The 21,670-nt window shown below is 61.7% G+C and carries 18 protein-coding genes; 7 read left to right on the top strand and 11 right to left on the bottom strand.

Annotation, left to right across the window (positions count from 1 at the left end; translation table 11 throughout):
• Positions 1-99 precede the first annotated feature (99 nt).
• From sake_RS07485 to sake_RS07470, 4 genes are read right to left on the bottom strand one after another with little or no spacing between them, the layout of a single operon-like run.
• Complete coding sequence (locus sake_RS07485) at positions 100-942, bottom strand: bifunctional allantoicase/(S)-ureidoglycine aminohydrolase (protein ID WP_129359517.1); 843 nt, start codon at positions 940-942, stop codon at positions 100-102.
• The gene (locus sake_RS07480) at positions 939-2,300 is read right to left on the bottom strand and encodes an aldolase (RefSeq protein ID WP_178946299.1); all 1,362 of its coding nucleotides are present in this window, start codon (positions 2,298-2,300) and stop codon (positions 939-941) included. The genes sake_RS07485 and sake_RS07480 overlap by 4 nt, the downstream gene beginning before the upstream one ends.
• 14 nt (positions 2,301-2,314) lie before the next feature.
• Positions 2,315-3,922 carry a malate synthase A gene (aceB, locus tag sake_RS07475; RefSeq protein ID WP_178945734.1) on the bottom strand — a complete coding sequence of 536 codons (1,608 nt, stop codon included), beginning with the start codon at positions 3,920-3,922 and terminating at the stop codon, positions 2,315-2,317.
• 52 nt (positions 3,923-3,974) lie between these two features.
• Positions 3,975-5,369, bottom strand: a complete 1,395-nt coding sequence (locus tag sake_RS07470; protein ID WP_129359519.1) for an NAD-dependent malic enzyme — start codon at positions 5,367-5,369, stop codon at positions 3,975-3,977.
• 265 nt (positions 5,370-5,634) lie between these two features.
• On the opposite strand from sake_RS07470, the gene sake_RS07465 reads away from it, so the two are divergent.
• Positions 5,635-6,396 (top strand): IclR family transcriptional regulator, encoded by a 762-nt coding sequence (locus sake_RS07465; RefSeq protein WP_129359520.1) that lies wholly within the window; start codon positions 5,635-5,637, stop codon positions 6,394-6,396.
• Positions 6,397-6,524: 128 nt separating this feature from the next.
• Here sake_RS07465 and sake_RS07460 read toward each other — a convergent pair whose 3' ends face one another.
• From sake_RS07460 to uraD, 4 genes are all read right to left on the bottom strand, one after another.
• Complete coding sequence (locus sake_RS07460; RefSeq protein ID WP_178945733.1) at positions 6,525-8,078, bottom strand: nucleobase:cation symporter-2 family protein; 1,554 nt, start codon at positions 8,076-8,078, stop codon at positions 6,525-6,527.
• Positions 8,079-8,172: 94 nt separating this feature from the next.
• The gene (gene pucL, locus sake_RS07455) at positions 8,173-9,057 is read right to left on the bottom strand and encodes a factor-independent urate hydroxylase (RefSeq protein WP_178945732.1); all 885 of its coding nucleotides are present in this window, start codon (positions 9,055-9,057) and stop codon (positions 8,173-8,175) included.
• A 73-nt stretch (positions 9,058-9,130) separates the two neighbouring features.
• Positions 9,131-9,457 (bottom strand): hydroxyisourate hydrolase, encoded by a 327-nt coding sequence (gene uraH, locus sake_RS07450; RefSeq protein ID WP_178945731.1) that lies wholly within the window; start codon positions 9,455-9,457, stop codon positions 9,131-9,133.
• The gene (gene uraD / locus sake_RS07445; RefSeq protein WP_129359524.1) at positions 9,454-9,948 is read right to left on the bottom strand and encodes a 2-oxo-4-hydroxy-4-carboxy-5-ureidoimidazoline decarboxylase; all 495 of its coding nucleotides are present in this window, start codon (positions 9,946-9,948) and stop codon (positions 9,454-9,456) included. The genes uraH and uraD overlap by 4 nt, the downstream gene beginning before the upstream one ends.
• Positions 9,949-10,452: 504 nt before the next feature.
• Between uraD and sake_RS13635 the strand changes: the two genes are divergently transcribed.
• The 4 genes from sake_RS13635 (at position 10,453) to sake_RS13305 (ending at position 13,259) form a co-directional block, all read left to right on the top strand.
• Positions 10,453-10,734, top strand: coding sequence for a lactococcin 972 family bacteriocin (locus sake_RS13635; RefSeq protein WP_178945730.1), 282 nt, complete (start codon positions 10,453-10,455; stop codon positions 10,732-10,734).
• A gap of 312 nt (positions 10,735-11,046) precedes the next feature.
• Complete coding sequence (locus sake_RS07435) at positions 11,047-12,354, top strand: hypothetical protein (protein WP_178945729.1); 1,308 nt, start codon at positions 11,047-11,049, stop codon at positions 12,352-12,354.
• Positions 12,355-12,501: 147 nt separating this feature from the next.
• Positions 12,502-12,774, top strand: coding sequence for an ATP-binding cassette domain-containing protein (locus sake_RS13630; protein WP_371811981.1), 273 nt, complete (start codon positions 12,502-12,504; stop codon positions 12,772-12,774).
• Positions 12,663-13,259 (top strand): ATP-binding cassette domain-containing protein, encoded by a 597-nt coding sequence (locus tag sake_RS13305; RefSeq protein WP_371811980.1) that lies wholly within the window; start codon positions 12,663-12,665, stop codon positions 13,257-13,259. The genes sake_RS13630 and sake_RS13305 overlap by 112 nt, the downstream gene beginning before the upstream one ends.
• A 73-nt stretch (positions 13,260-13,332) precedes the next feature.
• Here the strand turns inward: sake_RS13305 and xdhC are convergent, their stop codons facing one another.
• Genes xdhC through sake_RS07415 form a run of 3 tightly spaced genes read right to left on the bottom strand, consistent with a single transcriptional unit; the run spans position 13,333 to position 18,040 of the window.
• Entirely contained in the window at positions 13,333-14,130 is a 798-nt protein-coding gene (gene xdhC, locus sake_RS07425) for a xanthine dehydrogenase accessory protein XdhC (RefSeq protein WP_129359526.1), read from the bottom strand.
• Positions 14,130-16,574 (bottom strand): xanthine dehydrogenase molybdopterin binding subunit, encoded by a 2,445-nt coding sequence (gene xdhB, locus sake_RS07420; protein ID WP_129359527.1) that lies wholly within the window; start codon positions 16,572-16,574, stop codon positions 14,130-14,132. Before xdhB ends, xdhC begins: the two co-directional genes overlap by 1 nt.
• Complete coding sequence (locus sake_RS07415; protein ID WP_129360113.1) at positions 16,571-18,040, bottom strand: xanthine dehydrogenase small subunit; 1,470 nt, start codon at positions 18,038-18,040, stop codon at positions 16,571-16,573. Before sake_RS07415 ends, xdhB begins: the two co-directional genes overlap by 4 nt.
• A 566-nt stretch (positions 18,041-18,606) precedes the next feature.
• Between sake_RS07415 and sake_RS07410 the strand changes: the two genes are divergently transcribed.
• Both sake_RS07410 and guaD read left to right on the top strand, forming a co-directional pair.
• On the top strand, positions 18,607-20,217 hold the full coding sequence (locus tag sake_RS07410) for a nucleobase:cation symporter-2 family protein (protein ID WP_178945728.1): 1,611 nt from the start codon (positions 18,607-18,609) through the stop codon (positions 20,215-20,217).
• Positions 20,218-20,286: 69 nt separating this feature from the next.
• The gene (guaD, locus tag sake_RS07405) at positions 20,287-21,612 is read left to right on the top strand and encodes a guanine deaminase (RefSeq protein ID WP_197964414.1); all 1,326 of its coding nucleotides are present in this window, start codon (positions 20,287-20,289) and stop codon (positions 21,610-21,612) included.
• Positions 21,613-21,670: the final 58 nt, after the last annotated feature.

Here is a 21,670-nt window from a genome sequence, read left to right as displayed (position 1 = left end):
AGCCTCTTAAAGCACGACGCCGCCGTGGGGCAGCGACGTGTGCTGCCCGACGACGGCGTTGGAGTGGTGCGTGGGCTGTCCGGGATGACCATCGTGAGCTCAGCGGCCCGTGTGGCCTCCCAGGGTGAGGGGCGCGTGACGGTTGACGTCTTTGTACAGGAGGTAACGGAAAGGCTTGGGGCCACCGGCATAACAGGCCTGCGGACAGAACGCCCGTAACCACATGAAATCACCCTCTTGAACCTCGACCCAGTCTTCGTTGAGTCGGTAGACGGCTTGTCCCTCGAGCACGTAGAGACCGTGTTCCATCACATGGGTTTCCGCGAACGGGATGATTCCGCCTGGTTGGAACGTCACGATGGTTACATGCATGTCATGTCGCATATCCTTTGGGTCCACGAAACGGGTCGTGGCCCAGCGTCCCTCTGTGCCCGGCATCGGTGTGGGGTCAATGTCCTGCTCGTTGGTCACGAACGACGTCGGCCTCTCGATCCCTGGAACCTCTTGATACCGTTTGCGGATCCACATGAAGCGCGCCGCATCGGTGCCGCGATTGTGAGCCGCCCATGTTTCGCCCGGAGAGATGAATGCGTAACCGCCCGAGTTCAGCGCGTGGCGTCCGTCTGCAAGTGACAGCTCGAGATTGCCTTCCATGAGGAACAAGACGGCTTCGGCATCAACGTCTTCTTCTGGCCGGTCCGATCCGCCCCCGGGAGAGACCTCCACTAGGTATTGGGAGAACGTCTCGGCAAATCCCGTGAGTGGTCGCGCAAGAACCCACAGGCGTGTCTTGTCCCAGAACGGCAGGACGGAGGCGACGATATCGCGTTGGGTACCGCGGGGGATGACAGCATAGGATTCCCGGAACATGGCCCGGTCGGTCAGGAGATCGGTTTGGGGAGGATGGCCTCCTCGGGTTGCCCAGTAATTGCGATCGGTCATCGTGCTACTCCTGTCTGTGGTGCCTCTTCGGAACCCGGGGAGGCGGCGGAACGGAGCGTCTCTGAATCAAGTCCGACCTCACGCAGCTCGTCCTCGCTCACCGCGCCGCAGAGGAGCCCCCGCCGTACATAGACAGCAAGTGCTCGCGCGGTCGCCGGTTCATCGGCGACGTCCGCCGCCTGGATGCCGGGGACGGACCGTCCGGCATAGGCCACGAGGCGTCGGAGGGCGTCGGCGAATGCTTCCCGATAGAACCCGTAGTTGGCGAGGAAGCGCGTGGGCAATTGATAGGCGTGCAAGTCCCAGCCTTGGTAATAGCCGCGCTCGAGTGAGCGGCGGACCAGGCGCGCGTGCAGGGCCCAGGCCTGCCTGCGTTGGTCGGCCTCGCCCACCGGCAATTGGTTGGTCGAGCCGTCCGAAAGATGTACACCGGTTCCGGCCACGGCCACTTGCATGACTGCTTTGGCGTAGTCGGCGGCCGGGTGATCCAGGGACTGGAATTCGCCGGATATGCCGAGCGAGGCGGAATAGTCGTACGTGCCGTAGTGCAAGGAGGTCACGCGTCCTTCGGCCGCATGGAGCATGTCCGGTATTGGGCACCTTCCGTCCAGACCCAAGATCATGGGTGCGGTCTCCATCTGGATCTCGAAGTGCAGGCGGCCAGCGGGCAGTCCCAAGGCATCCTCGAGTGCTTGGCACGCTTCGACCATGACCTGCACCTGCTCCACGCTCGATACTTTGGGCAACGTCAGCACCAGGCCGGGCGGGAGCCCGTCCGCGCTCACGCCGGCCTCCTCGAGCCCACCCGACTGCACCAACGTGGTCAGGAACAGGTCCAGGGACCTCAGTCCTCGTGCCCGGGTGGTCGACTCGAAACTCTTGAAGCGGATGCCTGTGAATGCTGGGGCCGGGACCGAACCGTGGTGACGGTTGAACGCGAATCGTGCGACGGTCCGAGCCGCTTCTGCGGCCGCGGCATCTTCTTGCGCATCCGGTCGGTCGCCGAACCCGTCCTCCAGGTCCAGACGAAGGTCCTCGATCGGTTCAGCCCGTAGTTTCGCGGCCACCCGGTCGACGACGTCGCGCGCGTGGGTCCTGTCGATTCCCGCGAGTTCGGCCAGGGATTCGAGTCCGCCGGCTTCCTCCGCAGCTCGTAGAGCTGCGCGCCCCCACTCGGCGGGGGTTCGTTCGGTGACCAGGTCGGCGGGAACATAGCACGTGTGGACGGGCTGGCGGGTGCCGGAATCGCCCGGGAAGAAACGGGCCAGATCGAAGTCCGTGCCCGCGAGCAAATGGTCGGCCCGTGTTGTGAAGTCCCCAGAGAGGCTGCCTACCTCGTCCGACTCCGAATCTGCCATGGCGGTGCGGCGACTCACTTGATCCCTTCCATCAGCTCATAGGCGGGAAGGGTCAGGAAGTCCGGGTAGTCCTCGCGCAGGACCATGTCCTGGATCAGCTTGCCCGCTGGCACGAACCATTTCTCGTATTTCTCGGAATCGATCTCGCCGCGCAGCACTTCGAGCTGTCGGTCCAGCGCCGTCGAGACCAGGTCCTGAGTCGCGGTGTTGCCTGTGTCGTGATAGACCACGCCGTTCTTGATCTGCTGCCAGACCTGGGAGCGTGAGATTTCCGCGGTGGCGGCATCCTCCATGAGGTTGTGGATTGCCACGGCGCCGTTGCCGGAAAGCCACACCGCGATGTACCGGATCGCGACGTACAGGTTGTCGTTCAGCTCGGCCTCGGTGCGCTGGTTCCCTGCGGATGGGACGTCCAACAGTTGCTCGGCGGTCACCTTAACATCGGGCCGCTGCCGGTCCACCTGATTGGGCTTCTCGCCCAAGACGTCGTCGAATACTTCCTGACACACAGGAACCAGGTCAGGGTGCGCGACCCATGAGCCATCGAAACCGTCGTGGGCCTCCCTGGTCTTGTCGTTGCGGACTTTCTCGAAGGCTGCTCGGTTGACCTCTTCGTCCTTGCGGGACGGAATGAAAGCTGCCATCCCGCCCATTGCGAATGCGCCCCGCTTGTGGCAGGTCTGCACGAGCAGATCGGTGTACGCACGCATCAGGGGCGCAGTCATGGTGACCGAGGAACGGTCGGCCAGGATGAACTCCTGACCGGCGTCTCGAAAGTACTTGATGATCGAGAACAAGTAGTCCCAGCGTCCCGCGTTCAGCCCGGACGCGTGATCGCGCAATTCGTAGAGGATCTCGTCCATCTGGAACGCGGCGGGAATCGTCTCGATGAGAACCGTGGCTCGGATGGTGCCGTGGTCGAGGCCGAGGTATTTCTCGGCGAAGGTGAAAACGTCCTCCCAGAGTCGAGCCTCGAGATAGGACTCCATTTTGGGCAGGTAGTAGTACGGCCCGTGGCCGTTCTCCAGCAGCTGTTGCGCGGTATGGAAGAAGTGCAGCCCGAAGTCGGTCAGGGAACCGGAGCCGGTCTTTCCATTGACCGTGATGTTCTTCTCCGGGAGGTGCCAGCCGCGTGGGCGGACAACGACCACGGCTCTGGGCTGGTCCTCGCGCAACGTGTACTCTTTGCCCTTCGACGAGGTGAAGCGGAGAGTTCCCCGCGCCGCGTCGCGCAGGTTCGCGACCGAGTCGATCTGGTTGTACCAGCTGGGGCTCGCGGCATCTTCAAGATCTGCGAGCCACACTTTGGCTCCTGAGTTCAGCGCGTTGATGGCCATGTTGGGTGGACTCGCGGGCCCGGTCATCTCGACCCTGCGATCGCGCAGCGCGTCCGGTGCCGGAGCCACTTTCCACTCGCTCTCGCGGACTTGACGCGTCTCCTCGGGAAAATCCAACGAGCCCCGGGCCACGGCCCTCTCTCGATCCGTCTCGCGGGCTCCCAAGAGTTCTTCGCGACGATCTGCGAACTTCTCGTGGAGGGCTTCGACGAATGCGAGGGCCTCGTCGGTGAGGATCTCGTCCGCGACGGCCAGATTGTCCGGCGTGTTGTGAGTGATGGTCATGTTTGCCTCCTGGGCTCTCGATGTATCTGCTGGCGGCTGGGGCGGGCTAGTCTCAGCGCCCTGATTCGCCCCGTGCGGTGGTTTCGACGGCATCGGCCACGGCCTGTGCCACATTGGGGTCGAAGACGCTTGGAACGATGAAGTTCGGATTCCGTTCCTCCTCGTCCACGCAGTCGGCAATCGCCTTCGCTGCCGCAACGAGCATGTTCTGAGTGATGTCTGACGCTCCTGCATCGAGCAGGCCTCGGAACAGGCCGGGGAACGCGAGGACGTTGTTGATCTGGTTCGGGAAGTCGCTGCGGCCGGTTGCGACGACGGCGGCGTGCTCGGCGGCTTCGGTCGGGTCCACCTCGGGGTCCGGGTTGGCCATCGCGAAGACGATGGCACCGTCGGCCATGGTCGCGATGTCGTCGCCCGTCAGAAGGTTGGGCGCCGAGACGCCGATGAAGACGTCCGCGTCGGCCACAGCATCCTTGAGCGACCCGCTGAATCCGTTCTTGTTGGTGTTCTCCGCGAGCCATGTTCGGTGTGGGTCGGTGTAGTCCTCGCCGGCGTGGATGGCACCGTTGCGGGAACAGGCGATCACGTTGGCCACGCCGTTGGCGAGCAACAACTGGATGATGGCGTTTCCTGCGGCGCCAACGCCTGAGACGACGACTTTGATGTCCTCAATCTTCTTGTCGACCTCGCGCAGCGCGTTGTACAGAGCCGCCAGGGTGACGATCGCGGTGCCGTGCTGATCGTCGTGGAACACGGGAATGTCCAGTTCCTCGCGAAGACGGGCTTCGATCTCGAAACAGCGCGGGGCTGCAATGTCTTCGAGGTTCACCCCGCCGTAGACCGGCGCCAAGGCCTTGACGATACTGATGATCTCTTCGGTGTCCTTGGTGTCCAGGCATACGGGCCACGCGTCGACCTCGGCGAACGCCTTGAAGAGGGCGGCTTTGCCTTCCATGACCGGCAGGGCTGCGGCAGGACCGATGTCGCCGAGACCCAACACCGCGGTTCCGTCGGTAACCACAGCGACGGTATTGCGTTTGATCGTCAGGCTGCGCGCGTCTTCCGGATTCTCGTGGATCGCGGTGCACACCCTGGCGACGCCGGGGGTGTAGGCGCGCGACAGATCGTCACGATTGCGGAGAGAAACGCGCGGGGTCACCTCGATCTTGCCTCCCAAATGAATCAGGAAGGTGCGGTCGGAGATGTGGTGGACCGCGACGCCGTCGAGATTGTTGATAGCGTCCCGCACCTCGTCGCGGTGGGCCGCGTTGGAGACATTGCAACTGATGTCGACGATCACGTTGTCCGGACGTGACTCCACGACGTCCAGAGCGGTGACCTGGGCACCTGCAGCAGAGGCGGCGGCGGTGATCTCACTGGTGGAGTTGAACGAAGCGGGTGCTTCGAGGCGGAGAACCATGGAATATCCGGGGCTGGGAGCGGGCATATCTGAATATTTCCTTCCGTGACGTACCGGATGACGGTTCCGGCACTAAATCCGTATTGTGGAAAAACAATTCCATTAAGTGAATCCTAAATGTACGATGTGACGCATGACAAGGCTTTGTTGAAATATGATTCTTAGACTGCCGACCCGGCGCCTTCCACGCCGGAGGTTCGGCGCACCGCGACCGAGGCCGGAACCACGGCGCCAATGCGGCGCCCAGCCAGGAGAACCACACAGTGCGCGGTAACCACCACGAGGAGGCACAATGACAGAAGGAAAGAGTACGGGCGGTGTTCAGTCCGTCGAGAGAGTTTTCGACCTGCTCAACATCATCACCAGCTCCGGCGGCGAATCCTCGCTCAGCGAGCTGGCCGGCAAAGCGGAATTGCCTCTGCCGACGATCCACCGATTGCTCCGGACCTTGGTGTACCTGGGTTACGTGCGGCAACTTCCCAATCGCAGTTATGCTCTGGGCCCCGGGCTGATCCGGCTCGGATACACCGCGAGTTTGCAATTGGGCGCATACGCCCAGCCGGTCCTGAAGAAGCTCGTGGACCGCTTGGGGGAGTCCGCCAATATGGCTGTGCTGGACGGACACATGGTCGTATACGTGGGGCAGGCGCAGTCCTCGCATTCGATGCGCATGTTCACGGAGGTCGGGCGCAGAGCGCACACCCACGACACCGGCGTCGGCAAGGCCATCTTGGCAACGCTGCCCGAGTCCCAGGTGATCTCGATCGTTTCGACGATGGGGATGCCCACGCCCACCAAAAAGAGTCTCGGCACCATGGATGAACTGCTCGCGGATCTGGCCAAGATCCGCGAACGGGGTTACGCGATCGATGACGAAGAGCAGGAGATCGGGGTCCGCTGCTTTTCGATGGCGTTGCCCGAGGCGCCCACACCCACCGCTATTTCCGTATCCGGACCCGTTTCCAGAGTCGATTGGGATTTCGGAGAGCGAGCCGTCCCGCTCCTGCGGGACGCGGCCCAGGAACTCTCTAGCCAGTTCGCACAATCTCGCTGACGGGCCCTGTCCGCCGACGCCCTGGGGGTCGGCCGGCTGGCGGACGTGCCGGCTGAGTGCGGGCACAAGAGAACGACGACGCGGTCCCGCATCCGAATGGGCCCGCGTCGTCGTTGTGTCGTTTGTGCTCAATGTTCCTCTGATGCGGCCTCGGTGATGTTGTCCATCGCGGGGGCATCGACGACCTGGCCGGAAGCTGTGATGCACGGGACTTCGTTTCCATCCGCGTCCAGGATCTTCCCGTCCTTGACGACGTCCCCCTCGTGGAGGCGGCCTCGAAGCTGTTCGAGGGCTTCGAAGGGGACGTACCTCGGAGGCGCCGAAGCGAACACGGACCCCTCGCCGGCAGGTGGATTTCCGAACTTGAGTTCGTTGAACAGCAGGTTCAGCAGAACGGCGACGACGGCAGCCGAGCTGATGCCCGAGTGGAAAATGGTTTCGAACCAGCTTGGGAATCCGCTGTAGATGTCAGGCTTGACGACGGGCAGCAGGCCTACGCCGAGGGAAGCGGAAACGATGATCAGGTTCGAGGTGCCCTCGTACTTGACCGTGCTGAGCGTGCGGATGCCCGACGCGGCCACCGTACCGAACAGAACGATTCCTGCGCCGCCCAGGACGGGCGGGGGAACCGCTGAGACCACTCGCCCCAGGATGGGGAGCAGGCCGAGGACCAGCATGATCGCGCCTCCGGCTGTGACTACGAATCGCGATTTCACGCCGGTGATTGCGACCAGGCCAACGTTCTGGGCAAAGGCCGACTGCGTGAAACCGTTGAAAATGGGGGCGATGAAGGATGCGCCCATATCCGCGCGCAGGCCGTCGCCGATTCGCCGACGGTCCACTTTAGAATTCACGATTTCACCCACCGCAAGAATGTCGGCGGTGGTTTCGGTCAGGATCACCAACATGACAATGGTCATAGAGACGACGGCCGCGAGGTCGAACGTCGGAAGGCCGAATGCGAAGGGTTGAGGGAAAGCAAAGATCGCGCCGTCACCTATGGCAGAGAAGTCGGCCATGCCGAGCACGACGGCCAGGACGGTGCCCAGGACGATGCCCAGAAGAATGGACAGGCGCGATATTGCTGCACTGCCCACCTTGGAGAGCAATAGAATGATCAGAAGTGTGCCGCCCGCGAGGCATACATTCTTGACGATCGTTGGTGCATCTCCTGTTGCCTCGACGTCTGCTCCGCCCATCGCCCACTGAACCGCCGTAGGGAACAGGGACAGCCCGATGGTCGTGATCACGACGCCGGTGACTACGGGTGGGAAGAACCTGATGATGCGGGCGAAGAAGGGCGTGATCAGGAAGCCGATAAAAGCGGAGATCATGACAGCGCCGAAAACGGCCTGAATGCCTCCGTCGCCGCTCACGATCGCCGTCATGGTGGCCACGCTCGCGAACGAGGTGCCCTGAACCAGGGGCAACTGGGATCCGAAGAATTTGATGCCGAAGGACTGAAGCAGGGTTGCCAGTCCGCCGATGAAGAGGCAGCACGCGACCAGTAGGGCCTGTTCGCTTCCGGACAGTCCGGCGGCGCCGCCGACGATCAGCGGCGGGGCAATGATGCCGCCGTACATCGTCAATACGTGTTGGAATCCATAGCCGAAGCTGGGACCGAGGCCGAGGTATTTGTCCTCTGGCCGCGGGCGTTCTTCGGCGGTGACCTTGCTCGACATGGGGTTAGCCTTCCTGAGTGTCGGTCCTTGAGCGATGAGTCCCCGCCCCGTCGTTCGGGGGAGAGGGGCGGGGACTTTGCTTGGGGTCCGGGGGTCAGCAGAAGCCGGCGATGCCGAACCAGGCATTCTCGTCTTCGGGAGCGCCTTGGCGCTGCACGGTCGCCTCAATCAGCCCGTAGGGGCGATCGGCGGCGTAGTGGGTCTCGTTGCTGTTCTCTTCACCGCAGAAGCTCAGGTCGTAGACGAAATGATGCTTGTTGGGGCAGGAGAACTTGATCTCGTCGATCTCCGGGTGTGCTTCTATCACGGCCTTGCCCATGAGGTACAAGGTCTCTTGCAGGGCGCGAGAATAGTGATCGGTGAACTTGTCGAGGATGATGTTCTTGACATCCTCGTAGGTGGCATCGAAGTCCACTTCCGTGGTGTTGTAGCGCCAGCGGGTTGCGATATCCGTGGACAGAACGCGGTCGTCGGTCTCCTTGAGCGTGGTGAATTCGTCCTTGGGGTACCCGACGAAGCCCGACTCGGTCGACTTGAGCACGGTGAGGTCTTTGAACCCCGAGATCACGGTCTTCTTCTCTCCGTCGGTGACGACGACCGCGGTGCGGACCTCGTCCTTGTTCTGAACGAAGCAGTGGTCGTGATCATTGATCCGATTCCAGAGGTGCTCTTCGGCCGCCCAACGACCACCGGAAACCCAGTCGAATCCGGAAGTGAAGTGGTCCGAGAGCGTGCTCAGGAACTCCTCCGGACTCTTGATGTCGTGCTTCTGGGCTAGCGCGAATACTGTGTTTTTCTGAGTATCGGTTGCCACGCAATGGGCATTATCGCCTTCGGTGTGCACCGCTTCGAAGTCGCCCCTCAATTGGGAGGTGACCACGAGATCGCGCAGCGTGTGACGGTCCGTGGCGCGGTTGACCCGCACCACGTGGTTCTCGGCCTTGCCGTACTGGTTCTTTCCGAGGACAACGTTGGTCATGATGTTCAGCTCCTGCTGCATTTTCGTTGGGTGTGGTGGATCGGCAATCGTCGACAAGGGGTCGGCTCCTGGTTCAACTGCCGCGGTATGTGGAATACGCGTACGGACTGAGCAAGAGAGGCACGTGGTAGTGCCCCTGTTGCTTCTGTACCGTGAAATCCACCGCGACGAACGGGTAGAACGTCTCCAGGCCCAGCCCGGAGAAGTATGGTTCGGTCGCGAAAATGATCCGGTAATGGCCGGACTCCAGGGTCTCTGGGCCGAGGTCGTTGACTCGGCCGTCCTCGTTCGTGGTTGCTGTGGCGATCTTCTCGCCGGAGCCCTCGAGGAGCGTCACAGCGATACCGGCGGCCGGGCAGCCGTGGACGGAGTCGAGGACGTGGGCGGAAATGAAGCTCATGACAGTATTCCTTCGATGCGCAGGGCGGCGATATCACGCAGTTGCTCGGCGACTTCCGTGCGCTCAGCTTTGGGGGAGTTGTTCAGGCGCCGATGGAGTTCAGAGAGGATTTCTTCGTGCGAGCGACCTGCGGCGCGAATCAGGAACACGTGGCCGAAACGATCTTCGTAGACCCGGTTGCCGGCGGCGAGGGCCTCAATGGTCGACGCCGATGCTTCACCGAGCCCGGCCTGTTCCGACCGGGAGTGCTTGGCCTCCTCAGATTCCGTTTCGTCCCGCTCACCGATTTGCGGGTGATGGGAGAGGGCGCGATCGATCTCGGCGTCGGTGAACGGGTGGGCGGCGTCGCGGGCGACGTCGATGGCCTCGGTCACCGAGCCATACGGGCGGCCCGCCGCGACCTCCTCGACCCACCGGGGGATGTCGAGGGCTGGAGCGATGGTCGCTCGCGCGGTGACGGGGTCGATCTCATTGAACTCCGCGAGTCTCATGGTCGCCTCCTACGTTTCGCATAGTGAAACTTAGTTTCCATTTCTGAACAGTGAACTGGATCACGGGCGTGAAGTCAAGGGGGTGTGCGGTGGGGTTTTATGCCGCGTCGATGCGGACGGTGGCGGTGGCGAATGGTCGAAGTGGCAGTTTGGTGTGGCGTCTGGATGCGGAATCTGTTCAAAATCGCCGCTTCGGGGGTTGGTCGGGGGGGGGGGTGGATTCGGGGAGAGTGATGGGGTTGCGGGGGCGTATCCGTGGTTAGTTGTGGCTTGGCGGCTAACCCCTGCGGGCGATTGGGCGCTTGCTCAAAGCCGGGCAGGCATATTTGTACTAATCAAAGTCGAAATAATGATTCAGGGTGAGTGAAATATAGTAAGGCACATTAAAGCTCTTTGAAAATTTAACTCGACGTTTCATGAGTGTGCGCTTACTACCGTTGATGCGTTCGCACGGACGTGAGTTAAGCCATTTGTATTCTAATCTTTTGTCTTCAAGGGGACATCATGAAGAGGAAGATTATTTCTGTCGCAACGGACACCGTGCTCGCCTTCGGTGCAGTGGCTGCCGCCCAGGCCACCGATCATGTCCGCGGAGGCTATTGGGATCACGGAGTAAGCGGTGGAGGGGTGTTCTCAGATTACCTGTATCACTGGCGATGTCACGGTAGCACGGCGAAGGGGACCTTTGTGGCGAAGTCAGGCAATACACCTGCTGGACATTGGGCTAAGGTCTCTGCGCCGTCAAGATGGTATGCCATTGACAAGGCATATTGGAACTACTGCTAAGAATTTCGAGGTAGAGCGTCCCGATCTGAGCGGACCGGGGCGCCCCCGAACCATGAAAAACAATGTGAGACTTTCCCTAGCTTACTTAAATCTCCCCGTGGTGGCTTTCGTTTTCGTCTTCGGAGCTTTGTTCTCCATTGATGCCGAAACGACCCTGGGATTTGGCGATATCGCGTGGTTCAAGAATTCTGAAGAGAATTCAGACCCCCAGAAATTCCACGATTCGTTGACGACAACGGCAAAACAGCGGGGGTCAATATAGCCAAGATTGGGGCCGATTCAGAGCGTCCCGAAACCGGTCAACATTTGGAGATGGTGATTGGAAATCCCGAGCTGCCGTCGGCGCACTGGCCTGATTCCGGGCATCCGGCGTTCAATCTAAGCCAGGGTGTGAGAGTTGCCGTACGGGAAAGTCCTGAGGCGGACCCGCTCGGATGGTATGTGATCTACGGGGACCGTGACCGGGCTGAAAGGCTGGTCTCCAAGGTCGGCGCTCAGAGCGGGTATTCGGGGATGCAATACGGAATGTTTTCTGCGGACAATGTCATGCGCTCCATGGGGCGCACCCCCTTGGTCGCTGCATTTATATCGAGCATCGGAATCATTCTCTTCAGTCTGTGTTCCTCGATCCTACTGGGCGGCCGTCGGTACGCCAGAAAACGCCTCTATGGAGCCAGCCCCTGGGAAGTTTTCAAGCACGATATTGCCGATATTGCTGTTCCCTTGCTGGGGTCCGCCATCCTCACCGCCACCCTCTCTGCGGCATTTCTCAAAATCTACAGCGACCTTGCTTTCGCGTCTCTGTTTTTCCTGCTCGGTGCGGCAATTCTTGGCCTACCCGTCGTTGTGTGCTTGGCCGTTCACGCCGCCACCATATTCTTTTGCACCCGTGTCCCCATTTCAGATGCTCTCAAGCGAAAACAGCCAGCACGATTTGTTTACGCATCCATGGGTTTGGCCAGGGGCTTCGCGCTCATCATGATTCTTGTGACGGCCTTCGGGGCCATCGGAACAGCGCTGATTCTTCGATCCCACGCGGAATCGCGGTCCTCCTGGGAATCCAACCCTCACGCCTACTTCGTCAATATTGCTGGTGCCGATCGTAGTGAGGACGAGGAAAAACGGCTGACGCAATGGTTCGCCGAAGAGATCAAACAGAACAACATCATCGTCGCACACCGGGACAACCTCATTTCCACCTCAACGAACGAACCGTGGCGACCTGAAGGCTCGGTACTGTTCGTCAACGATCAGTACATTCATCACAATGCTCAGCGTTTCCCGGATGCGGAAAAAGACGTTCGTCAGGACCCGCGCTCGATGAGGCTCACCGTCCCGGACGAGGCCGAGACAACTATCGAGAACGTAGTGGATCACCTCCCGTACGGAGTCGACAGGCACGAAGAACGCGATGTCCGGGTCTCCCACTACGAGTCGAAGGAACCAATCTTCGACTACGGGTGGTCCCAGGGGCTCGACCGAGTCGACTCCTTCAGTTCCGTGTACTCGATCTGCCTTCTGGTGGTTCTACTCTTCTTCGCGACCGTCGAATTCTCCACAATCCATGTCTCGGAACGGGATCAGCGGCTCTTCCGCGGCCACTTATTCGGAGAATCGTGAGCCCGAGGTTTGCGTCATGTCCTCTGGCTCGAAGCGGTGGTTGGCGTGGCCTTCGGCTGGTGGATTCTCCACAAAGCAGCGGTGGCCTCCGAACTCGACATACTCACCGGAGTGTCATTCCACGAAAACCGTCAGTACTACACGGGAATGTTCGATCTTCGGAGCACTCCTGGTCCTGCTCAATGCTTCGCTCATGCTCACGTCCCTGAACCGCACCTATCGTCACCACATCTCCAGGAGGTCCCGAGATGCCTGAACCGATCGTCGTCGTCAGCGAGGGGGGAGAAAGTCATTGGTTCGTCGACTATTTGGCGCGGCGGCAATCTCACGATCGAACCCGGCGAAATGGTCGCGCTCGTCGGCCCGTCCGGATACGGCAAGACGACCCTGCTGAACTGTCTGGGGGCCTCAGCGAACTGACCTCGGGGCGGCTCACCATGATGGGCCAGGATTTCTCACGCCGCGCGCCACGGAAACAAAGGGAATTCCGACGCCGACATCTCGGCTATCTCTTCCAGAACTACGCGCTGGTCGAGTCGGACACGGTACTCAAGAACCTTCAGGAGCCGTTGCGTCTGCTCCCACGCAGTGACCGGCCCGACCGAGAGGAGATATCGCGGGCGCTGGCCGACGTCGGAATCGAGGGCCGCGAGAACAGCAAGGTCTACCACCTGTCCGGCGGTGAACAGCAGCGGGTCGCGCTGGCCGGTGTGATGCTCAAACGCCCGAGCATGGTCCTGGCCGACGAACCCACCGGCGCCCTCGACGCCGAGAACGGTGCGCTGGTCCTGACCAAGGTCCGGGAGATGGTCGCTCGCGGCGGGGCCGCGGTCATCGCAACGCACAACCAGGACGTCATGGATCTGTGCGACCGGACCATCGACGTCGCGCACTTTCGTCCCTGAACGCAGACGGCGCGTGGCGCCCCAAACACCAGCAAGACCGTACCGGGCCCACGGGACGCTCAACCCGCGGCACTCAGGGCCAGTCGATCACCTGGGCTAGGGCCGCCACCACGCTGATTGCAATGACTGCGGGCGATTTTCCGTCGATTCCGGGGATACCGATGGGGCACGTGATCCCGTCAAGGGCTGCCTCGCTGTGCCCCAGATCCAGCAATCGCTTCCGAAAGCGTGCCCACTTGGCTGAGGAACCGATCAACCCCACCGAAGCAAGGTCATCGCGTCCCAAAGCCGTATCGCACAGAATGAGGTCCTCGGAGTGGTCGTGGGACATGATCAGAATGTGGCTACCCGCGGGCAGCTCCTTCAAAACTGCTTCCGGAGCCGGAGCATGGTTCACGCGAAGTGTTGCGGAACCGTCGAGGGGCTTGAGAGCTTCGGCCGCATCGACTGCGGCCTGGCGGCTGTCCGTCAGGTTCAAGGTCACGGGGAGGCGGGACAAGGCCCGGGCCACCTCGAGACCCACGTGCCCGGCTCCGAAGATTGCAACGACGGGCGGTGCGGCAATCGGCTCGAGAAGGGCCGTGACCTTCCCGCCGCAGCACTGCTGACCGTACCGGGTCGTGGCGTGTTCGTTGAGGGAGATCTCCTCGGAACGGGGATCGGATTCGCCAGCGCTCAGCATTTCGCGCGCCTGCTCCGTCAGGGTGGCCTCGAGATTCCCGCCGCCGACGGTGTCCCACGCACGGCCACGGGCCACGACCATCTTTGCCCCGGCCGCGCGAGGGGCGTGACCTCGCACCGATGTCAAAGTCACCAGAACCCCCGCGGCCCCTTCCTCGTGCAGCTCTTGGAGACCAGCCAACCATTCCATCAGACGGACTCGGTTTCAGGTTCCGGAGACTTGGCAGCGTGAGGGCCCGGCCCCGGTGCGCTGCCGACGTCTTCTCGATCTTCTTCGGCTCGCACAGCCTCACCACCGGCAACCTTGCCCCTTGCTTCCTGGATTGCCCAGAACACCGCTTCTGGTGTGGAAGGACATCCCAGGTCTACTTCGACCCCCTCGGGGCCGAATGCCTCGACCGCGGTTCGCAGGGCCTCCCGCACGCTCATCGCAAGCATCAGCGGCGGCTCTCCGACGGCCTTGGAGCCGTAGACGACCCCCGATTCGGTGGCCCGCTCGTAGAGGTGGACGTTGAACTCTTCAGGAAGTTCGGAGAAGCTCGGCAGCTTGTACGTGCTCGCTGCCTGCGTCGCGAGGCGCCCCCTCCTCTCGCCGTCGGAGGTGTCCCAGCGAAGCTCCTCGAGGGTCAACCACCCCGTGCCTTGGACGAATCCGCCTTCGATCTGGCCCACGTCCACCAATGGGGACAGCGAGTCTCCGACGTCGTGCACGATATCGGTCCTGAGTACACGGTAAGCCCCGGTGAAAGCATCGACCTCCACCTCGGTCGCAGCGGCACCATAGGCGAAGTACTTGAAGGGGGAACCGTGCATATTCGCAGAGTCCCAGTGGATTCCCTCGGTGCGGTAGTAACCAGCGGCGAAGAGCTGAACCCTTTGCAAGTAGGCATCCGAGACCACCTCTTCGAAACGTACAGGGTCCTTGCCTAGCGCCGCGACGCCGTCATCCTCGAATCGAACGTCGTGTGGATTGGCGCCGAACTTTCCTGCGGCGACCTGTGCCAGGCGCCCCCGAATCTGCTCACACGCGTTCTTCACCGCGCCGCCGTTGAGATCTGCGCCGGAGCTCGCGGCCGTCGCGGAGGTATTGGGCACCTTGTCCGTGCGAGTCGGCGCCAAGCGCACCCGCTCCAGACCCACCCCAAGGGTCGTTGCGGCGACCTGCCGCATTTTGGTGTGCAGCCCCTGCCCCATCTCGGTGCCGCCATGATTGATGAGCACGGAACCGTCCTTGTAGACGTGTACCAGGGCTCCGGCCTGGTTGAAGGCAGCGAAGTTGAACGAAATTCCGAACTTGACCGGTGTCATGGCCAGGGACTTTTTGGTATCAGTGTGCGCGGCGTTGAATTCCGCGATTTCGGCCTTCCGGCGCACCACGTCCGCGCGTTCGTTCAGCGTCCCCCAGATCTCCGCGATCCGTTCGGCATGCCGAACCGGTTGGCCGTAGGGTGTGGTGTCGCCGGGCTGATAGAAGTTACGGCGGCGAAGCTCGCCGGCATCGAGCCCGATCAAGGGAGCGCAGCGGCCGAGAATGTTCTCCAGGACCAGCATTCCCTGGGGGCCGCCGAATCCTCGGAATGCGGTCTGGGAGGTTTTATTCGTCTGGGCGATTCTTCCGGTGACCGACACGTTGGGGATCATGTAGGCATTGTCTATGTGGCACATGGCCCGGGAGAGCACGGGCTCCGAAAGATCCATCGCCCAGCCGCCATCGGCGGTCAGGGTGGCCTCGAGGGCCGTGAACCTGCCTTGCTCGTCGAAACCGGCCTCCCACTCCGCGTGGAACGGATGACGTTTTCCGGTCATGGTGATGTCCTGTGTCCTGGTCAGTCGCAGGCTGACCGGCTTTCCCGTGCGCACAGTCGCGATCGCGGCGATGGCTGCGAGACCATGTGGCTGCATTTCCTTGCCGCCGAATGCGCCGCCCATGCGCAAAGATTGGACCGTGACGTCGTGGCTGGACAGCCCCAGCACGTGGGCCACGATTTCCTGGGTCTCGGACGGGTGCTGGGTCGAGGAATTGACCAGGACCTGACCACCCTCGTCCACGCGCGCATAGGATGCGTGCGTCTCCAGGTAGAAATGTTCCTGCCCGCCGAATTCGAAAGTCCCGCGGAACCGGTGCGCAGAATTATCGAGCGCGGGACCGGATTGACCACGTTCCAAGAGGTGCTGCGGGCCCTGGAAACTGCCTGAATCGATCGCCTCAGGAAGGGTCACGATCGAGGACAGAGGCTCGTAGTCGATCTCCACGGCCTCCGCGCCCTGCCGGGCTGCCTCCGTGGTCTCGCCGATGACCCAGCACACGGCATGTCCGAAGTACATGACCTCGGAGGGGAAAAGAGGCTCATCGTGTTTGACGCCGGCGTCATTGAGTCCCGGCACGTCCTCGGCCGTCAGGACCTCAACAACACCCGGGACCTTGCGGGCACGTTCGGTGCGCAGGGAGGTGACGAACGCGTGGGCGTGAGGGGATTGGACGGGCCAAGCGTGAAGGGCGCTCTTGTCCCGGGTGGCGAGGTCGTGGGTATACAGGGCCTCACCGGTGACGTGTAGCGCGGCGCTCTCATGGGAGACTCGCGTGCCGACGCCGGCAGGGTTCGAGCTGGCTGGGGGTTGGGTGACCGTGTTCATGATTTCGCTCCTATGTATTCGGAGGGACGGTATTGGGCGAAGAATCGCATCATGCTCTGCTCGAGCATTTGTGATCGATAGCGCGAGCTCGCGCGGTGGTCGTCCATGGGTGTGCTTTCGGCGGTCATCAGGGCGGAGGCCTCACGGGCCGTCTCCTCCGTCCATGGCTGGTTCACAAGGGCTCGCTCGGCGGCGAGCGCACGAATGGGCGTGGCCGCGACACCACCCATTCCGATCCGAATCGAGGAAATGCGACCTTGTTCGAGCTGCATGGAGAAGGCCGTTGCGACCGATGAGATGTCGTCGAATCGTCGTTTGGCGACCTTGTAGAAAGCCGTGGTTTCCGAGAGTGGCATCGGGATTCGGACCGCGCGAATGAACTCTCCCGGTTCCCGGACGGTCTGTCTGTACCCGGTGAAGTATTCGGAGATCGGCACGGTGCGCTCGCCCGACGTCGAGAACAATACGAGGGAAGCGTCCAGGGCCAGGAGTACGGGAGCGGAGTCGCCGATTGGCGACCCCGTGCCGAGGTTGCCGCCCAACGTAGCGCTGTTGCGCACCAGCCGTGATGCGAACTGGGGGATGAGCTGGGCAAGCAGCGGAATCCGACCGTCCAGGCCACGCTCCAGTTCAGAAAGGGTCATTGAGGCTCCGAGCTCCACGTAGTCCTCCGCGAATCGGAAAGAGCGGAGCCCCTCGAGGTGATCGATGGCCAGGACCGTCTCGGGGCGAATATGCCGAATATTGGTTTCGACCCCGACATCGGTCCCACCGGCGAGGAGCACCGCATCCGGGTGGTCCGCGCACCGTTGCGCCAATTCCTCAATGCTGGAAGGGCGGACGAACGTCGAGGTCTCGGTGTGCACTTCGGTGCGGCACGCCGGCGGAGCCGAGGACGATTGGCGTTCGAACAGGGGGTCGTCCTTGTCCGGTGTCTCGAGTGCATATGCGGCATCCTTGATGGGACGGTATCCGGTGCAACGGCAGAGGTTTCCCGATAGGGCGTGCAGGTCGAAACCGTTGCCACCCATCTCTTCGGTCGCCTCGGAGACGGATTCGGTGGCGCGTTCGGGTCGGTAGTACTCGGCGGCCATCGAGCAGATGAAGCCGGGGGTGCAGAAGCCGCACTGGGATCCGCCACGGTAGGCCATTTCGCGCTGTACAGGGTGAAGGTCCTCATCGGACCCTGGTCCGGGGCAGGTCCCGAGCCCTTCCGAGGTGATGACCTCCTGGCCGTTGCATGCGAGTGCCGGTGTCAGGCACGCGTTGACGGACGTCCATCGGGAACCCCCGTCACCGTCCGGTCGAGCGATCAGGACGGCGCACGCGCCGCATTCCCCTTCTGCACAACCTTCTTTGGCACCGGTGAGGCCCAGATTGCGGAGCCAGTCCAGCAGATTGAGGTACACAGGTACGTTGGCATCTTCTCGGGGTTGGCCGTTGACGGTGATGTGAAATGAACCCATCATCACGTCCTCCTAGTTCTTCGGATTCTCTGAACGCTCTGAGAGCGGGAGGCGCCTCGGGGGCCTTTTTCCCGCTGCCCCTGACGAGGTGCGTCACAACCACCCCGTAGAGTGTGATGTGGCTCTCCAATATTTGTGTTCCGGTCATGTTAGCACTCCTGATGGAATTTGGAATCCACATCGTGGAAACTCACGTGTCGTTCTGGGTTCCCTTATTGGGGTGTCAGGGGCATCTCTGTGAACTTCCCGGCGGCAGGGGGTGTCGGGTTCCGGGGTCTGTGGATTGGTGACGCAGTGTCCCGGGTTGTGCCGAAAAATGAATGCGCTTCGGCTTGTTCTCGGCATTTCGTGCAAAAAATGCGGCACTGACGGTTGACGAGGTGCCCAGTCAAGAAATCACGAACTTTCTCCTCGAGGGGCTTGTCAAAATCTGAGTGACTCAGGTTACACTGGGTCCACGATGCGGATCTTAGATACCGCATCATGAAATAAATTCCGTATTTCCCACGGACCAGGGACGGGCCGCATTGCCGCTCCGGCCCCCGCGTTCGGGAAGGTTCTATACGATGACCAGCGAGAAAACCGTCAAAAAACCACCTCGGCGGACGTCAGTGCCCGCCTCGTCCGATCGCCCCGAGGATGCATGGTTGCCCGCCGGCAAGCTGATCACTTTTGGTCTTCAGCACGTCTTGACGATGTACGGCGGAATCATCGCGGTACCCCTGGTCATGGCCAATGCCCTGGGACTATCGGCGGGTCGGACCGCCATCATGGTCACGGCCAGCCTCTTTGTAGGCGGTTTGGCCACAATTCTGCAGAGCGTGGGAGTGCCATTTCTCGGAGCCAAACTTCCCGTGGTCCAGGGCGTCACCTTCGGCGGCGTGGCCACCATGTTGGCCATCCTGGCCACGCCCGGCAGCAACATCACGACCGTTCTTGGGGCGGTGATTGTCGCGAGCATCGTCGGATTCCTGATCGCTCCGTTCTTTGCTTCGGTGGTTCGGTTCCTGCCACCCGTCGTCACCGGAACGGTTATTGCGGGGATCGGGCTGAGCCTGATTCCCGTTGCCTCCGACTGGTCAATGGGCGGCGACGCGAAGGCTTCGGACTACGGTTCCATGGCCAATGTGCTCCTCGCCTTCATGACCCTCGCGATCACGCTGGTCTTCAGCAAGGTCGGTTCGGCGGCATTGTCCCGCCTTTCGATCCTCTTGGGACTCGTCGCCGGCACGATCGCCGGGTTGTTCATGGGACTGACCGATTTCTCCGGCGTCGGGGAGGGGGCATGGGCTGCGCCGCCGGAGATATTCGGATTCGGGTGGCCGACTTTCGATCCTGCCGCGATCATCTCGATGGTGATCGTGATCCTCGTCGCGATGACGGAATCGGTTGCAAATCTGTTGGCGGTCGGCGAAGTGGTCGGGACACGCGTAGGTCGTCGTCGGATTGCTCGCGGCCTCCGGGCGGACATGCTGTCTTCCGCCGCCGCACCAGTTTTCGGGTCATTCACGCAGACCGCTTTTTCGCAGAATATCGGGTTGATCGCCCTAACCGGGGTCAAGAGCCGATTCGTGGTGGCCACGGGCGGAGTGATTCTGGTGGTCATGGGCCTCCTGCCGGTTCTGGGCCAAGTCGTGGCCGCGATTCCCATGCCGGTCCTGGGCGGTGCGGGGATCGTCCTGTTCGGGACCGTTGCGGGCTCGGGCATCCGCACGCTGAAAGGGGTTTCCTACGAAGGGAATATGAACCTCATCATCGTTTCCGTTTCCCTGGCCTTCGGGATGATCCCCATGGTCCAACCGGACATCTACCAAGATTTTCCGTCCTGGTTCCAGACGATCTTCTCCTCCGGAATCTCCTCGGCCGCGATCATGGCCGTGCTCCTGAATCTCATCTTCAATGAGATTCATCTCGGAAATTCCAAGGGTGCGTCGGTATTCGCCGCCAGGCCGGTCCGTTATCTCACGTCATCGGATCTCGAGAAGCTTCAGGAGGGTGACGTCGTGACCGACGGCAAGCTCGTCGACCGGGACGGCGAAGAGGTGCCTTGCGTTCCGGACTCGAGGACAACTGAGGTCCAGGAAGCGATCGCTTCCGGTGAGGTGACCGATACGAGCCAAATCCGAATGATCCTCGACGGAGACAAACCGGTAGCACGGAAGGCGCCGCAGGACTAGCCGGAAGCCGGCCCTCACGCGGGCCGACCGGAATCAAGGCAGCACAGTGACCAACGGAGGAATTGCGCCATGAACATCACCGAAAGACACGAGGATGGCATGCCCAGGGCGAGATCCGCGGCTATCCGGATCATCACAGGCCACGTGGTAACCCCAGTCCAGGGGTCGGCGAAAGAGACCATGGACCTCGAAAACGGTGCCATAGCGGTGAGGGAAGGTCGCATCATCGCGGTGGGCGAGGCAACGGACATCGTCAAGACATACCCGACGGGATCGATAGAGGCCTATGGCGATCGCCTGGTCGTTCCGGGTTTCGTCGACTGCCACGTCCACTACTCGCAGATGAACATGATCGCTTCGCCAGGCCTACAGCTCCTCGAATGGCTGGAGAATTACACGTTCCCCGCCGAAGGCCGCTTCGCGGATCGCGAGCATTGCGCCGAAATGGCGAATTTCTTTACCGATCAGCTCATCGCCCACGGCGTCACCTCGGCGTGCGCTTACTCCACGGTCCATCCGGAGTCGGCCCGTGCGCTGTTCCAATCGGCTCGAGCCAAGAACCTCCGTCTGATGACGGGGAAGGTCTGTATGGACCGCAACGCCCCCGAGTACCTGCTCGATACTCCGGAGCAGGCATACGAGGAGAGCCTTCAGCTGCTGGAAGAGTGGCACGGGGTGGAACGACTGGAATACGCACTGACTCCGCGATTTGCCCCGACGTCGTCATCCCGGCAATTGGAACTTCTCGGGAAGATCGCGGAGGACCATCCCGACGTGGTGGTCCAGACCCATCTTTCGGAGAATCCTGCGGAATGCGATTGGGTTTCCGGACTTTTCCCGGATGAAAGCGACTACACGGCCGTCTACGAACGTTTCGGTCTGGTCAGACGCCGCTCGGTCTTCGGGCACGCGACTCATGTCTCCGCCAACGAACTGGAACGACTGGGATCTGCCAGGGCTTCCCTCGCGCACTGCCCTACTTCAAATCTATTTCTCGGTTCGGGTCTCTTCGAGCTCAAGAAAAACCAACGGTACGAAGGACTGCGGATCGGGCTGGGATCCGACGTCGGCGCCGGCACCAGCCTTTCGCCTCTCGCATCGCTCAACGAGGCCTACAAGGTCAGTCGTTCCGTCGGCGAACCATTGGAATCTTTTGAAGCTCTTCGCCTGGCAACACTGGATGGGGCCGAGGCGCTGGGCACGGACCATGCGGTCGGCAGCCTCGAGACCGGGAAGGAGGCGGACATCGTGATCCTGGATCCCGAATCCAGCCCGGTTCTCCGCCAGCGAGCCGACTATGCACAGAGCACCGAGGAATTGCTGTTTGCCACGATGCTGCTCGGCGACGATCGGACCGTTCACAGCGTCTACGTCGCCGGCTCGAAATCGAGGTGAAGCGCTCAGGGGCGTTTACCGCTCGACCATAAACCACCATCAAATGCTCGGGACTCCT

The sequence above is a fragment of the Kocuria sp. TGY1127_2 genome, from assembly GCF_013394385.1.
In the GTDB taxonomy this organism is placed as follows: Bacteria; Actinomycetota; Actinomycetes; order Actinomycetales; family Micrococcaceae; genus Rothia.
This window is presented reverse-complemented; position numbering and strand designations above follow the sequence as displayed.

What these genes read in the sequence shown, in the direction of transcription:
- pucL (WP_178945732.1), bottom strand. Translation starts at nt 9,057, where the DNA reads ATGACCAACGTTGTCCTCGGAAAGAACCAGTACGGCAAGGCCGAGAAC.
- uraH (WP_178945731.1), bottom strand. Translation starts at nt 9,457, where the DNA reads ATGAGCTTCATTTCCGCCCACGTCCTCGACTCCGTCCACGGCTGCCCG.
- sake_RS07480 (WP_178946299.1), bottom strand. Translation starts at nt 2,300, where the DNA reads ATGGCAGATTCGGAGTCGGACGAGGTAGGCAGCCTCTCTGGGGACTTC.
- sake_RS07470 (WP_129359519.1), bottom strand. Translation starts at nt 5,369, where the DNA reads ATGCCCGCTCCCAGCCCCGGATATTCCATGGTTCTCCGCCTCGAAGCA.
- sake_RS07415 (WP_129360113.1), bottom strand. Translation starts at nt 18,040, where the DNA reads ATGGGTTCATTTCACATCACCGTCAACGGCCAACCCCGAGAAGATGCC.
- uraD (WP_129359524.1), bottom strand. Translation starts at nt 9,948, where the DNA reads ATGAGACTCGCGGAGTTCAATGAGATCGACCCCGTCACCGCGCGAGCG.
- sake_RS07465 (WP_129359520.1), top strand. Translation starts at nt 5,635, where the DNA reads ATGACAGAAGGAAAGAGTACGGGCGGTGTTCAGTCCGTCGAGAGAGTT.
- sake_RS07460 (WP_178945733.1), bottom strand. Translation starts at nt 8,078, where the DNA reads ATGTCGAGCAAGGTCACCGCCGAAGAACGCCCGCGGCCAGAGGACAAA.
- aceB (WP_178945734.1), bottom strand. Translation starts at nt 3,922, where the DNA reads ATGACCATCACTCACAACACGCCGGACAATCTGGCCGTCGCGGACGAG.
- sake_RS07435 (WP_178945729.1), top strand. Translation starts at nt 11,047, where the DNA reads ATGGTGATTGGAAATCCCGAGCTGCCGTCGGCGCACTGGCCTGATTCC.
- sake_RS13630 (WP_371811981.1), top strand. Translation starts at nt 12,502, where the DNA reads ATGTTCGATCTTCGGAGCACTCCTGGTCCTGCTCAATGCTTCGCTCAT.
- sake_RS07485 (WP_129359517.1), bottom strand. Translation starts at nt 942, where the DNA reads ATGACCGATCGCAATTACTGGGCAACCCGAGGAGGCCATCCTCCCCAA.
- xdhC (WP_129359526.1), bottom strand. Translation starts at nt 14,130, where the DNA reads ATGGAATGGTTGGCTGGTCTCCAAGAGCTGCACGAGGAAGGGGCCGCG.
- sake_RS07410 (WP_178945728.1), top strand. Translation starts at nt 18,607, where the DNA reads ATGACCAGCGAGAAAACCGTCAAAAAACCACCTCGGCGGACGTCAGTG.
- guaD (WP_197964414.1), top strand. Translation starts at nt 20,287, where the DNA reads ATGAACATCACCGAAAGACACGAGGATGGCATGCCCAGGGCGAGATCC.
- sake_RS13635 (WP_178945730.1), top strand. Translation starts at nt 10,453, where the DNA reads ATGAAGAGGAAGATTATTTCTGTCGCAACGGACACCGTGCTCGCCTTC.
- xdhB (WP_129359527.1), bottom strand. Translation starts at nt 16,574, where the DNA reads ATGAACACGGTCACCCAACCCCCAGCCAGCTCGAACCCTGCCGGCGTC.